The organism is Paenacidovorax caeni (assembly GCF_001298675.1).
Classification (GTDB): domain Bacteria; phylum Pseudomonadota; class Gammaproteobacteria; order Burkholderiales; family Burkholderiaceae_C; genus Paenacidovorax; species Paenacidovorax caeni.
Genome location: NZ_CYIG01000010.1, coordinates 16833 through 30586 on the forward strand (window position 1 = coordinate 16833; position 13754 = coordinate 30586).

At 68.2% G+C, this 13754-nt stretch carries 11 protein-coding genes; 3 read left to right on the plus strand and 8 right to left on the minus strand.

The window, feature by feature from the left end:
• The first annotated feature begins 57 nt into the window (after positions 1 to 57).
• Positions 58 to 1722 (plus strand): Na/Pi cotransporter family protein, encoded by a 1665-nt coding sequence (locus BN2503_RS06415; protein WP_054255825.1) that lies wholly within the window; start codon positions 58 to 60, stop codon positions 1720 to 1722.
• Here the strand turns inward: BN2503_RS06415 and BN2503_RS06420 are convergent.
• On the minus strand, positions 1713 to 2693 hold the full coding sequence (locus BN2503_RS06420; RefSeq protein WP_054255826.1) for a bile acid:sodium symporter family protein: 981 nt from the start codon (positions 2691 to 2693) through the stop codon (positions 1713 to 1715). The genes BN2503_RS06415 and BN2503_RS06420 overlap by 10 nt on opposite strands.
• A gap of 94 nt (positions 2694 to 2787) precedes the next feature.
• Between BN2503_RS06420 and BN2503_RS06425 the strand changes: the two genes are divergently transcribed.
• A complete protein-coding gene (locus BN2503_RS06425; RefSeq protein ID WP_054255827.1) occupies positions 2788 to 3687 on the plus strand; it encodes a LysR family transcriptional regulator in 900 nt (299 codons plus the stop codon).
• 11 nt (positions 3688 to 3698) lie between these two features.
• Here the strand turns inward: BN2503_RS06425 and BN2503_RS06430 are convergent, their stop codons facing one another.
• Positions 3699 to 4502 (minus strand): NUDIX hydrolase, encoded by an 804-nt coding sequence (locus BN2503_RS06430; protein WP_054255828.1) that lies wholly within the window; start codon positions 4500 to 4502, stop codon positions 3699 to 3701.
• Complete coding sequence (locus BN2503_RS06435; RefSeq protein ID WP_054255829.1) at positions 4499 to 5485, minus strand: quinone oxidoreductase family protein; 987 nt, start codon at positions 5483 to 5485, stop codon at positions 4499 to 4501. Before BN2503_RS06435 ends, BN2503_RS06430 begins: the two co-directional genes overlap by 4 nt.
• Before the next feature lie 123 nt (positions 5486 to 5608).
• Between BN2503_RS06435 and BN2503_RS06440 the strand changes: the two genes are divergently transcribed.
• Positions 5609 to 6511, plus strand: coding sequence for a DMT family transporter (locus tag BN2503_RS06440; RefSeq protein WP_054255830.1), 903 nt, complete (start codon positions 5609 to 5611; stop codon positions 6509 to 6511).
• 67 nt (positions 6512 to 6578) lie between these two features.
• Here BN2503_RS06440 and BN2503_RS06445 read toward each other — a convergent pair whose 3' ends face one another.
• Genes BN2503_RS06445 through BN2503_RS06465 form a run of 5 tightly spaced genes read right to left on the minus strand, consistent with a single transcriptional unit; the run spans position 6579 to position 13715 of the window.
• Complete coding sequence (locus tag BN2503_RS06445; protein ID WP_054255831.1) at positions 6579 to 9233, minus strand: bifunctional diguanylate cyclase/phosphodiesterase; 2655 nt, start codon at positions 9231 to 9233, stop codon at positions 6579 to 6581.
• Complete coding sequence (locus BN2503_RS06450) at positions 9230 to 10348, minus strand: TRAP transporter substrate-binding protein (RefSeq protein WP_082366513.1); 1119 nt, start codon at positions 10346 to 10348, stop codon at positions 9230 to 9232. The genes BN2503_RS06445 and BN2503_RS06450 overlap by 4 nt, the downstream gene beginning before the upstream one ends.
• Before the next feature lie 43 nt (positions 10349 to 10391).
• Positions 10392 to 11690: a DUF3422 family protein gene (locus BN2503_RS06455; RefSeq protein WP_054255832.1), complete on the minus strand. Its 1299-nt coding sequence runs from the start codon at positions 11688 to 11690 to the stop codon at positions 10392 to 10394.
• A gap of 21 nt (positions 11691 to 11711) precedes the next feature.
• Positions 11712 to 13223 carry a tripartite tricarboxylate transporter permease gene (locus tag BN2503_RS06460; RefSeq protein ID WP_054255833.1) on the minus strand — a complete coding sequence of 504 codons (1512 nt, stop codon included), beginning with the start codon at positions 13221 to 13223 and terminating at the stop codon, positions 11712 to 11714.
• 3 nt (positions 13224 to 13226) lie between these two features.
• Positions 13227 to 13715 (minus strand): tripartite tricarboxylate transporter TctB family protein, encoded by a 489-nt coding sequence (locus BN2503_RS06465; RefSeq protein WP_054255834.1) that lies wholly within the window; start codon positions 13713 to 13715, stop codon positions 13227 to 13229.
• Between the last annotated feature and the right edge of the window lie 39 nt (positions 13716 to 13754).

The window sequence follows — 13754 nt, forward strand, 5'->3', positions numbered from 1 at the left end:
CGGGATCGGCAGTATGCTGCAAGGTTTCGCGCCGCGCACAGCGGCGCCCTCCGCCCCATGAAGCACCTCCTTAATCTGCTGGCCGCCATCGCCCTCCTGGTGTGGGGTACGCAACTGGTGCGCACGGGCGTGCTGCGCGTGTTCGGCGCCAACCTGCGCAGCCTGCTGGCGCGCAGCATGGGCAACCGCTTCAGCGCGGCGCTGTCCGGCATCGGCGTCACCGCACTGGTGCAATCGAGCACCGCCACGGCGTTGATGACCTCCTCCTTCGTCGGCCAGGGCCTGATCTCGCTGCCCGCCGCGCTGGCGGTGATGCGCGGCGCCGACGTGGGCACCGCGCTCATGGCGGTGCTGTTCTCCACGGACCTGTCGTGGCTCTCGCCGCTGTTCATCTTCGTGGGCGTAGTCATGTACATGGCACGCCAGGACACCACGACCGGGCGCGTCGGGCGGGTATTCATCGGCCTGGGGCTGATCCTGCTGGCGCTGCGCCTGGTGGTGGAGACCAGCGAGCCGCTGCTGGCCTCGCCCGTGGTGCGCACGCTGCTGGGCAGCGTCAGCAGCGACCTGGTTGCCGAGTTGCTGGTGGGCGCGGCGCTGGCGGTCATTTCGTATTCGAGCCTGGCCATCGTGCTGCTGATCGCGGCCATGGCGGCCTCGCACGTCGTCCCCACCGAGGTGGCTTTGGGGCTGGTGCTGGGCGCGAATCTGGGCAGTGGCCTGCTGGCCATCCTGACGACGCTGAAGGCCTCGGTGGAAGTGCGCCAGGTGACCTGGGGCAACATGGTCTTCAAGGTGCTGGGCGTGGCGCTGGTGGCGCCCCTCATCGGCCTGTGGCTGCGCCACGCGCACCCGCGGCTGGGCGATATCGCCACCAGCGTGGTGCTGTTCCACCTGGCCTACAACGTGGTCATCAGCCTGGGCTTTATCGGTATGACACAGTGGGTGGCCTCGCTCATGGCGCGGCTCATGCCGCCGGCCGACCCGGCCAGCAAGAACCCGCTGCGCCCGCGTCACCTCGACCCCTCCGCGCTGGCGACGCCTTCCCTCGCCATTTCCTGCGCGGCACGCGAGGCATTGCACCAGGCCGACCTGGTGGAAGCCATGCTGGTGGGGATGTACACCGTGATCCGCACGGGCGACCTCAAGCTCTCGGCCGAATTGCGTCAAATTGACGACTCGGTGGACGAGCTGTATTCGGCCATCAAGTACTACCTGACGAAGATCTCGCGCTCCGAACTCGACGAGCGCGAGGGCCGGCGCTGGACCGACATCATCGGCTTCACCATCAACATGGAGCAGATCGGCGACATCATCGAGCGCGTGCTGATCGACATCGAAGACAAGAAAATCAAGCGCGGCTTCCGCTTTTCAGAGGCTGGCATGCAGGAGATCACCGAGCTGCACGGCCGCCTGGTGGACAACCTGCGCCTGGCCATGAGCGTGTTCCTCAATGGTGACGTACGCGACGCACGGCGCCTGCTCGAGGAGAAAGTGCGCTTTCGCGACCTGGAGCGCAGCTACGCAGCGGCCCACCTGGCGCGCCTGTCGGACCGCACGGTGCCCAGCATCGAGACCAGCTCACTGCACATCGATCTGCTGAGCGAGCTCAAGCGCATCAACTCGCTGCTGTGCTCCATGGCCTACCCGATCCTGGAGCCCACCGGCACCCTGGCGCCCAGCCGCCTTCAGGACGCAGCGCCAGCACGCCCTCAATCCTGAGCAGACGGCAGCCGACGCGCGTAGCGCTGCGCCAGCACGGCGCAAACCATGAGCTGCATTTGGTGGAACACCATCAGCGGCAGCACCATCGCCCCCACGGCATGGGCAGCAAACAGCACCTTGGCCATCGGCACGCCGCTGGCCAGGCTTTTCTTGGAGCCGCAAAAAACGATGGTCACCTCGTCCTCTTTGGAAAAGCCAAGCCTGCGGCTGAGCCAGGTGGTGAAGCACAGCGCCAGGGCCAGAATCACCGCACACACCACCAGCAGCCCCGCCAGCGCGGGCAGCGGCATCTGGTGCCACAGCCCCTCGACCACGGCGGCGCTGAACGCGGTGTAAACCACCAGCAAGATAGCGCCCTGGTCGACGAACTTGAGTACCGGCGCATGGCGCTGGGTCAAGCCGCCAATCCACGGCCGCAGCAGATGCCCGGCAATGAAGGGGACGAACAGCTGCAGCATGATGCGCCCGATGCTTTCCAGCGCATCGTGCTGTGCGGCGGCCGTACGTGACAGCAGCAGCCCCGTGAGCAGCGGCGTGATGACGATGCCCAGCAGCGTGGACGCCGACGCACTGCAGATGGCCGCCGGCATGTTGCCGCGCGCCATGGCGGTGAAGGCGATGGCCGACTGCACCGTGGCCGGCAGCGCGCACAGAAACAGCACACCCAGGTACAGATCGGGGGTGACCAGCGGCTGCAATACCGGCCGCAGTACCCAGCCCAGCAACGGGAACAGCACAAACGTGCTGGCTACCACCACCAGATGCAGCCGCCAATGCGACAGACCCGCGACGATCGCTTGGCGCGACAGCTTGGCGCCGTGCAGGAAGAACAGCAGCCCCACGGCCGCCACCGTCAGCCCCTCGAAGAAGCGCGCCACGCCACCCGCTGCAGGCAGCACGCTGGCCAGCGCCACCGTGGTCAGCAGCGCGAGGGTGAAGTTGTCGGGCAGAAAACGGGAGCGGGCCATGGCAGCGGGGGCGAAACGGGGGAAGGCGCCGATTGAAGCGCAGCCGTCGCCCCAAGAGAAATCGATTTATCTGATAGTTTTATGATTTCAGCGCATGAATGTGACTTTGCGCCAACTCCAGGTGTTCCTCGCGGTAGCCGCCACGCGCAACTTCAGCCGCACGGGCAGCCAGATCGGCCTGACGCAACCGGCCGTGAGCCGCAGCATCACCGAACTGGAGGCGCAGCTCGGCCTGCAACTGCTCAACCGCACCACGCGCGAGGTCGAGCTGACCGACGCTGGCCAGCGCCTGGCTGCGCGGCTGCCTCGCGTGCTGGAGGATCTGGAAGCCACGCTGCTCGATGTGCGCGGCATGGCCACAGCGCTGCATGGGCGCGTGCGCGTGGCCAGCAGCCCCACGCTGTCGGCCAACCTGCTGCCCGACTGCATCGCGCGCTGCCAGCGCGATCTGCCCGGCGTGCAAATAGTGCTGCTCGACCGCATCCAGAACGATGTGCTGGCCAGCGTGCTCTCAGGGGAGGTGGACTTCGGTGTGGTCATCGACCCGCGCGAGCGCGAGGCGCTGCGCTGCGAGCCCATCTACACCGAGCCGTTCTGCCTGGCCTGCCCGCCCACACACCGGCTCGCGCGGCGGCGCCAGGTGCGCTGGACCGATCTCGCGGACGAGCCGCTGGTGCTGCTGGACCAGGCTTCCGGCAGTCGCCGCCTGATCGACCGCGCGCTGTCCGCACAGGGCGTGCAGGCACGGGTCGCGCAGGAGGTCGGACACCCCACCACCATCTTCCGCATGCTCGATGCCGGCCTGGGCGTCTCGGTCATCCCCATGCTGGCGCTGCCACCCGAAGGCCTGCCGCGCCTGGCGGTACGCCCGCTGCAGCCGCGCGTGGACCGCGACATCGTGCTGGTACACCGGCGCAACCGCGCGCTCTCCCCCCTGGCACAGCGCGTGTGGGACCTGGTGCGCAGCGTGGCCCAGGAACGCCAGCAGAGCTAGCCCGCGTCAGGCTACCACCCCAGTGCAGCAGCCAGCACCAGGGTGGCCTCGGGCGTGAAGGCACCGTGCGCCAGGCGCTCCAGCAGCGCCTCGGGTGCCAGCAGCTCGAAGCGCTCTACCTCGCCGTCCTGGTTCTGCGGCACCATGCCATCGGGCACGGTGGCGTGGAACCAGTCGATACGCTCGACCATGTAGCCGCAGCCATGGGCCTCTTCGCTCGGCACCGCCAGCTGCACATGCCCGCCATGGGCTACGCCGTGCAAAGCATCCACGCGCAAGCCGGCTTCCTCCCAGGTTTCGCGCGCCAGCGCCTGCGGCAAAGTATCGGCAGCCGAGACCATGCCGCCCATCAGCGTGTCCCACTGGCCTGGGTTGTTGGGCTTGTTGAAGGCGCGCAACTGCACCCACATGCGGCCATCGGGCGCACGGGCCACCAGATGCACTGCCTGGGTGGCCAGGCCCAGCGGGCGCACGGCACCGCGCTCGATGGTGCCGATGCGCCGACCCTGGGCGTCGCACACGGCCAACTGCTCGTTGCGCCAGGGCCCGCAGCGGCCCTGGGCACGCAGCGCCTGCGCCAGGGCATTGAGTGCGGGCGTGGCGTCGCCGAGAGCGTGCAGCGACCAGCCCGATTGCTCATCTTTCAATAGCTTGTAGCGCTTGTCCAGCAAGCCTTTAGAGGCAATTTGATCCAAAACCCCGGGTTCCACCGACCCGACAGCCTGCCCCGCCACCCACAGCGGCAGGCGCGGCACACGCGGCGGCCGCTGCGCCTGCGCGCGCACCGCCGCCACCCAGGTGGGCGCTGCGTTCACGGCAGCGTGAGAATGGTGGAGCCGGTGGTCTTGCGTGCTTCCAGGTCGCGGTGCGCCTGCTGCACATCGGCCAGGGCGTAGCGCTGGTCGATGTGAATTTTCACCTGCCCGCTGGCCACCACGGCAAACAGATCGTCGGCCATGGCCTGCGTGGCTTCGCGCGTGCTGATGTGGGTAAACAGCGTCTGGCGCGTGACGTAGAGCGAGCCCTTGGCGCCCAGGCTGCCGGGCGCAAACGGCGGCACCGGGCCCGAGGCGTTGCCGAAGCTGGCCATCAGCCCGAAGGGGCGCAGGCAGTCCAGCGACTTGTCCCAGGTGTCCTTGCCCACCGAGTCGTACACCACTTTCACGCCCTTGCCGCCAGTGATCTCCTTCACGCGCGCAGCAAAGTCTTCGCTTGCGTAGTTGATGGCGTACGCCGCGCCGTTGTCCAGCGCCAGCTGGCACTTGGCATCGCTGCCGGCGGTGCCAATGAGCTGCAGGCCCAGCGCCTTGGCCCACTGGCAGGCAATCAGGCCCACACCGCCCGCGGCGGCGTGGAACAGCACAAAGTCGCCCCGCTCCAGGCCTTCGACGGGCCGTGTCTTCTTCAGAAGGTACTGCGCCGTCAGGCCCTTGAGCATCATGGCGGCGCCCGTTTCGAAGCTGATGGCGTCGGGCAGTTTGCACACGCCCATGGCGGGCATCACGCGCGCCTCGCAGTAGCTGCCCGGCGGGTTGGCGGCGTAGGCGGCGCGGTCGCCCACGCGCAGGTGGGTCACGCCCTCGCCCACGGCCTCCACCACGCCGGCGCCTTCCATGCCGATGGTGGCCGGCATGGACAGCGGGTACAGGCCGGTGCGGTGGTAGACGTCGATGAAATTCAGACCGATGGCATGGTGGCGAATGCGCACCTGGCCGGGGCCAGGTTCGCCCACAGGCAGATCGGCCAGTTCGAGTACTTCGGGGCCGCCATGCTGGCGGATTTGGACGGCAAGGGACATGGGCTGCTCACTCCTGAAGAAAACGCGCACCGGCCTGGCGGTACGCGGCAAAAAAGCCATCGTGCCATGTTTCGCCCGCCCGCGCTGCAGGCGGGAATGCAAACGGGTACAGTTGCTCCCCCTATGACATCCCGCCTCTCCCCCGCCACCATCGCCATGCTCGTGGCTGCCCCGCTGCTGTGGGCCGGCAATGCAGTGGTAGGCCGCGCCCTGAGCCCGCTGATCCCGCCCATTACCCTGAACTTCGTGCGCTGGCTACTGGCATTCGTGGTGCTACTGCCGCTGGCCTGGCAGGTGCTGCGGCCGGGCAGCGGACTGTGGCCGCACTGGCGCCGCTATGCCTGGCTGGGGCTGCTGGGCATTGGCAACTACAACGCGCTGCAGTACCTGGCACTGCAGACCTCGACCCCGCTGAACGTGACGCTGGTGGGCTCCGGCATGCCGGTGTGGATGCTGGTGGTGGGCGCGCTGTTCTTCGGCGTGCCCGTGGCGCGCCGCCAGGTGGCGGGCGCGCTGCTGTCGGTAACGGGGGTGCTGATGGTGCTCAGCCGCGGCAGCTGGGACCAGCTGCTGGCGCTGCGCCTGGTGCCCGGCGACCTGTACATGGTGCTGGCCACGATCTCCTGGGCGTTCTACAGCTGGCTGCTGGTGCGTACCAGCGAGCCGCAGTCGATCCGCACCGACTGGTCTGCGTTCCTGATGGCGCAAATGGTGTTCGGCCTGGCCTGGTCCGGCACCTTTGCCGGGGTGGAACAGGCGCTGCAGCCGGCCCCCGCCGTGTGGGGCCTGCCGCTGCTGGCGGGGTTGGCCTTCATCGCCATCGGCCCGGCCATCCTGGCCTACCGCTTCTGGGGCGTGGGCGTGCAGCGCGCGGGGCCGGTGCTGGGGGGCTTCTTCATCAACCTCACGCCGCTGTTCGCCGCCGTGCTCTCGACCGCCTTCCTGGGCGAGGTGCCGCAGCTGTACCACGGCGTGGCGTTCCTGCTGATCGTGGGCGGGATCGTGGTGACGTCGAGACGCACCTGATAGCTTCTTTTTTGATAGCTGCCAGCGCTTTCCAGCAAAGGGCTGGTGGCCTATTTGCCTTCAAACATCAAGCCACCCCCTGGCCTGCCTGTGCCGCCCGCGCCACCAGCTCCTGCACCGGCATGGGCCGGCCGTACAGGTAGCCCTGGTACAGCGTGCAGCCGTGGTCGGCCAGGAAGTCGCGCTGCGCCGGCGTTTCCACGCCCTCGGCGATCACTTCCAGCTCCAGCGTACGCGCCATGCCAATGATGGTCTGCACGATCACGTCGTCAGTGTGCTGCTGGCCGATGTGGCGCACAAAAGACTGGTCGATCTTGAGCTGGTGCAGCGGCAGCCGCGTGAGGTAGGCCAGCGAGGAATGGCCGGTGCCAAAGTCGTCCATGGAAAAGCGTACGCCCTTGGTGCGCAGCTGGTGCATCTTGGCAATGGAGTCCTGCACGTCCTCCAGCACCAGAGACTCGGTCAGCTCCAGCTTCAGGCGGTGCGCGGGCGCGCCGGCTTGCTGAATCTGCGCGATGACCTGCTGGGCAAAATCCGGCTGGCGGAACTGCCGCGCGCTGACGTTGACCGCCAGTTGCAGACTGGCGCAATGCGGCACCTGCTGCCATGCGGCCAACTGCATGCAGGCCTGGCGCAGTACCCACTGGCCCAGCGGCACGATGAGGCCGCTGTCCTCGGCGGCGGCAATGAACTCGCCGGGCGACACCATGCCGCGCTGCGGATGGCTCCAGCGCAGCAGCGCCTCCACGCCCACCATCTGCCCTGCCAGGGTGAACTGGGGCTGGTAGTGCAGCTCGAACTGCCCCTCCACCAGGGCGGTCTGCAAGTCGGTCTCCAGGCGTGCACGCTGGTTGATCTCCACCTCCATCTGCGGGTCGAAGAAACACAGCGCATTGCCGCGCTGGGCCTTGACCTGGTACATGGCGATATCGGCGCGCTTGAGCAGCTCTACCGCGCTCTGGCTGCCATCACTGAACAGCGCGGCCCCCACGCTGCAGGAGCTGCGGTGCACCTGGCCATCCAGCATGTAGGGCTGCGCCAGGGCGTGCAAAATCTTCTCGCCCACGTGCTGCACTTGCCACGCGGCCTGCGCCGCGTCGGACGACAACTCGCCCAGCAGGACCACGAACTCATCGCCCCCGAGACGCGCCACCACGTCGCAGCTGCGCACAGACGCTTTGAGCCGCTGTGCAACCTGCTGCAACAGCTGGTCGCCCACCTCATGCCCGCGCGTGTCGTTGAGCACCTTGAAGTGGTCCAGGTCGAGGAACAGCAGCGCCCCCGTGTGCCCCGAGCGCTGCACCTGCTGCGTGGCCTGGCCCAGCCGGTCGAGCAGCATGCGGCGGTTGGGCAGACCGGTGAGCGGGTCGTAAAACGCGAGCGACTCGATCTCGGCGCTGGCGCGGCGCAGCTCCGTCACGTCGTGGTAACTGATGACGCGGCCGCCCTCGGGCGTGGGGCGCTCAGTCACCTGCACGTACATGCCGGGGGTCAGGTACTGCTCGAAACTGCAGCCATCGGGGTTGTACAGCAGCAGCATGCGCCGCTGCACCCATTCGCTGCGCTGGGCCTCGCTGGCACCCGGCAGCTGGCAGCGCGCGCTGATCTCCAGCGCCACCTCGAACGGCAGCCCCTCGACCAGCGAGCCCTGGAGCCAGGGAAATAGCTCCTCGTAGCGGCGGTTCCACTGCACCACGCGGCGCTGCGCATCCAGCAGCATGAAGCCGCTGACCATCGAGCCCAGCGCCTGGTCCAGCGTAGCCTTGGCCTGGGTAATTTCCTGGCGCGCCGCGTACATGCGCACCAGGTACGACTGCACCAGCACACCTGCGCCCAGCACCATGGCCGCGAACAACAGGGCGGCCCACAGCACGCCCATGCGCTCGGTGCGCGAGCCCGCCAGGGCGGCCTCGGTACTCAGGCTGGCAGAAATCCACAGCTGCGGGTACAGGCTGGGCTGGGCCACCACCAGCGCATCGACCTGCGACAGGCGGGCCTGCCGCCCCCAGTGGGCACCGGGCTGCAGGGGCTGCGGCACGGCCCGGCGCGCCACGGACGCCGCCGGCACCGCCAACAGCAACTCGCCATCCTGGCGCTCGAACGTCACTTCCAGGCCGGCGATGTCCACGCTCTGCATCAGCACCGGCACCAGCATGGCCACGGGCACCTGGGCCAGCGCCAGCAAGCGCCTGCCGTCCTCCATATGCACGGCGCGCGCCATGTAGAGCACACTCTCAGAGCTGGCAAAGCTGACCATGGGGGGACTCACCACCATCGAGGCCACGGACGGATCCAGCACCTGGCGCAAAAAACGCTCTGGCACCTCGACAACCAATTGCTCTGCCGCCGGATCGGACGAAGCCAGCACGCGCCCTTGGTCATCGAGCAGCGCGACAAAGCGCACCATCAGGTTCTGCCGCGTGGCCCGGCGCAGCACCTGGCTGGCGGTGGCAGCGTCCAAAGGGCGACCTTCCAGGGCCGACAGGCCCAGCATTTCGTCGGTGCTGGCCAGCAGCACGTCAAAGCCCAGCAGCACGCGGTTCAGTGCAGCCTCGGCGCCAGCCACGAAGTGCACCACCTGCGCTTCGCTGTCGGCCAGGTCGGCCTGGCGCATACGCTGCATCAGCAGCGCTGCGCCCAGCGCCAGCGCTGCCAGGAAGAACGCCACCACGCTCCAGACCGTGACCCGTATGCGTGCCAGGGGAAACGTGGGCACCGTCATCGTGCTGCGGGCACGCGCATATTGCGCACCGGGCCTATGGTCTGGTTCCAGACGGCGGCGCAATCCACACTGCAACGCTGCAGCCAGCGCGGCAGGATCACGCCCTCGAAAATCTCGCGGCTTTTTTGCACGTCCTGTGCCGAGGGCTGCAGCGCCACCATGCGCCCCTTGCGTTGCAGGCCACACTGCGGCGCACCGCTGTTGCAGGCGACGCCATCGGCCGTGTCGCGCTCGGCAGCGGCCCAAATGGTGCGTTCCAGTTGCGGCAGCTCGCGCTGCAGCAACACGCGCAGGTCAGGCGGCAGCGCGTTCCAGGCGGCCTGGTTGGCCGCGAAGATCGCAAGGCCCCAGGTGATGGGCAGGGTGTAGAGGTATTGGGTCACGCGGTACAGGCCCAGCGTGTGGCCCGACAGCGTCCCGGTGATCGCACATTCGGTGTCACCCGACTCCAGGCTGTGCATGATCTGGGCAAAGGCGGTGTGGACCGGCAACGCCCCCAGCGCGCCGACGAAATCCGCCTGCCCCACCGACGACACGCGCACGCGCCGCCCGGCCAGGTCGGTCAATTTCGCCAATGGCTTTTTACAAAACAGCACCTGGGCTGGATAGGCATAGATGGCCAACAGTTCGACGCCGTGGCGCTGGCGCAGGTCTCTTTCCAGGTAGGGACGGAACGCAGCCGCGGCAGCGCGCACGCCCGCCATGTCGGCGCCCATGCCGGGCAGGTCGGCCGCCGCGTACTGCGGATACTGCCCTGCCAGCGCGCTCATCAGCACCGTACCAAACGGCAGCACGCCCAGCTGCATCAGGCGCAACATCTCTGCGCCCGGCACGCCCGCGCGGTCAAACGGCACGATATCGGCGCTGTAGCGCCCCTCACTCAGGCGCGCAAGCTGCTGGGTCCAGAACGGCTCTTCGTGCTGCAGGTACTGGTTGACCCCCGCCAGCCCCCCCACCACACGCAGCTTGTACGGTGCCGGGGCGGTGCCCACCTGCGCCAACGCGCCGCCACACCATGCCAACAAGGCCAGGCCCGCCCAGCGGCGCAGGCACGCAGGCAGGACGTCCTTTAGCAGTGGCAGCAGGTGGCGCACAGGCCCTCCGGGGACAGACATGGAACCTGCATTGTGACGGATCTTGGACGCGTTCCGCCAGGCTTCAATGCCGGTTCTTGAACATACGCTGGTGCAGTCGCCGCAGCGACCACCAAACGCTGCCCGCCACCAGCGGGATGGCCACCGCCGCCGTACTCTCTGGCGACCAGGGCCAGCCCAGCGTCTGCGCCCCCTTGGCCAGATAGCTCACCAAGCCGACAAAGTAATAGGTGATGGCGGCCACGGACAGCCCCTCGACCGTGGACTGCAGCTTGAGCTGCAGGTCCTGGCGCTGGTTCATGGCGCCCAGCAGCGCCTGGCTGCTTTGCTGCTGCTCGATCTCGACGCGCGTGCGCAGCAGGCTGCTGATGCGTGCAACCCGCTGCGACAGCCCATCCTGGCGCCGCGCCACCCATTCACAGGTGTTGCGCGCAGGCGTCAGGCGCCGATCCATGAATTCGCCGATGGTCTGCATCCCCGCCAGGCGCGACTCGGCGATGTCGCGGATGCGCCGGTCTACCAGTTCAAAGTAGGCGTTGCTGGCGGAAAAGCGCGAGTGCGTGGCGGCGTACTGGCTCTCCACCTGCCCCGCCAGGCGCGTAAGGCGGTCGAGCAGCGCCGGCTCGGCGTCACGGTCGGCACTGCGGATGGCCTCGGCCAGTGCCGCCAGCTCGCGCTCGGCGCTGGCCAGCACCGCCGCGGCGTCGCGCGCGGCCGGCAGGCCCAGCAACGCTGCCATGCGGTAGGTCTCGATCTCCAGCAGCCGCTGCACCAGCCGCCCGAGGCGGCGCGGCGTCATGCCGCCCGCGAGCAGCACCATGCGTGAGCTGCCGTCGGCATGGATGGCGAAGTCGGTGTACACCTCGCCATGGCCGTCGGCCACGGTGGAGGCCACCAGCGTGTCCTCGCGCAGCACCTGGGGCACCAGCGAGGCATTGCCGAAGCCCTGCGTAGGCAGCACCCACAGGTGCAGGCTGCACAGGCACTGGCCGGGCAGCTGCGCCAGCCATTCGCGGGGCACGCTCTCGCTCGCGCCCGTGGGCTCGCGTTCGGCGAAGCCGTCGGCCGCCAGGGGCGCCATGAACGTCCAGCTGACGAACTCGGTGTGCAGCTCCCAGCGCAGCCGGAAGGCCCCCAGGTCCACGCGCAGGTGGGTGTTGTGCTCGCCCGGCAGCGGCAGATGGTGATCGCGCAGCAGCGCCGCCAGGTGGGCCCTGCTGGCCTCGCGCTGCGCAGCGTCCGCCCACATGACGACGTGCGTGATCGCCATGGGCGCGGCCAGGGCCTCGGGCGGGCGGGCATGGATTTCGTTGTGCAGCAGCGCGCGTTGCGGGTGCAGTGCGGGAAGGGGAGTGTGGTGCATGGTCGGGGCGGGTATGTGGGGCTAATCCTCGGTGAAGGCGTCCTGGCGCGTTTGCTTGACCGCCGGCAGCAGCACGAGTACCAGCAGCAGCGCGGCGGCCGCCAGCAGCCCCGCCGACAGCGGGCGCGTGACGAGCACGCTCCAGTCGCCACGCGACAGCAGCAGCGCGCGGCGCAGGTACTCTTCCATCATCGGCCCGAGGATGAAGCCCAGCAGCAGCGGCGCGGGCTCCATGCCCAGCTTGTGGAACACATAGCCGGCCAGGCCAAACGCGCCCACCATCCATACGTCGAAACTGTTGTTGTTCGTGGTGTACACGCCGATGGCGCAAAACAGCACGATGGACGGAAACAGCCAGCGGTAGGGCACCGAAAGCAGCTTGATCCAGATGCCGATCAGCGGCAGGTTCAGAACCACCAGCATCAGGTTGCCGATCCACATCGAGGCCACAAGGCCCCAGAACAACTCGGGGTTATGGGTCAGCACCTGGGGGCCGGGCTGGATGTCGTGGATGGTCATGGCCCCGACCATCAGCGCCATCACCGCGTTGGGCGGAATGCCCAGCGTCAGCAGCGGGATGAAGGAGGTCTGCGAGCCCGCGTTGTTGGCCGACTCGGGCGACGCCACCCCGCGGATGTTGCCTTTGCCGAAGGGCACCTCGCCGGGGTGCAGGCGGGTTTTCTTCTCCACCGTGTAGGCCGCGAAGGCCGCCAACAGCGCGCCACCGCCGGGCAACACCCCCAGCACCGAACCCAGCGCCGTGCCGCGCAGGATGGCGGGCGTCATGCGCCGAAAGTCCTCGCGCGTGGGCAGCAGCCCCTGTACCTTGGCGGAAAACACCTCCCGCTCCTCCTCGGGCCGCGACAGGTTGGCGATGATCTCGCCGTAGCCGAAGACGCCCATGGCGATGGCCACGAAGCCAATACCGTCGATCAGCTCGGGAACATCGAAGGCAAAGCGCACCGTGCCGGAATTCACGTCCGTGCCGACCACCCCCAGCAGCAGCCCCAGCACGATCATGCCCACGGCCTTGAGCAGCGAGCCCGAGGCCAGCACCACCGCACCGATCAGCCCCAGCACCATGAGCGAAAAGTACTCCGCTGGGCCGAAGTGGATGGCCATCTCGGCCAGCGGCGGCGCGAAGGCCGCCAGAATCAGCGTGCCCGCGCAGCCGGCGAAGAACGAGCCGATGCCAGCCGCCGCCAGCGCCGGCCCGGCGCGGCCGGCGCGCGCCATCTGGTAGCCGTCGATCACCGTCACCACCGACGACGACTCACCCGGCAGGTTGACCAGGATGGCCGTGGTCGAGCCGCCGTACTGCGCACCGTAGTAGATGCCCGCCAGCATGATGAGCGCCGCCACGGGGGGCAACGCGTAGGTGGCGGGCAGCAGCATGGCGATGGTGGCCACCGGGCCGATGCCCGGCAGCACACCGATCAGGGTGCCCAGCAGGCAGCCGATGAAGCAGTACAGCAGGTTCTGCGCCGTGAAGGCGACGCCGAATCCCGTGGCCAGGTGTTGCAGCCAATCCATGCCTCACCCCGCCACGAAAGCCGGCCACAGCGGCAGTTGCAGTTGCAGCAGCTCGACGAAGGCCAGGCTGCTGCCCACGGCCAGCACACTGGCAAGGATGAACACCTCCAGAAAACGCAGTGGCCCACTGGCCAGGCTGGCGATGAACGTGAGCGCATAAATGGCCGCCACCAGCCCCAGCGAGGGAATGCCCACACTGGGCAGGCCCGCCAGCAGGATGCCGAACGTGAAATTGGCGCCCAGGATGCACAGCAGCGGCCTCCAGGCCCAGGGACCGACTTTGTTGCCGCCCTCGGTCTGGATCACCGCCGCCTTGAAGACCACCAGGGCGCCAATGAACGCCAGCAGCGCCCCCAGCACCAGCGGAAAGTAGCCCGGCCCCATGTGCGCGCCACGCCCTATGGGGTAGTGCGTGGCGCCCCAGGCAAAAGCCAGGCCCACGGCCATGAACAACAGGCCGGCCAGGAAATCCTTCTGGTTCTTGACTCTCACGATCCACTCCTCCCGGCGCAGCGCGGGGCTGCGGCAAAA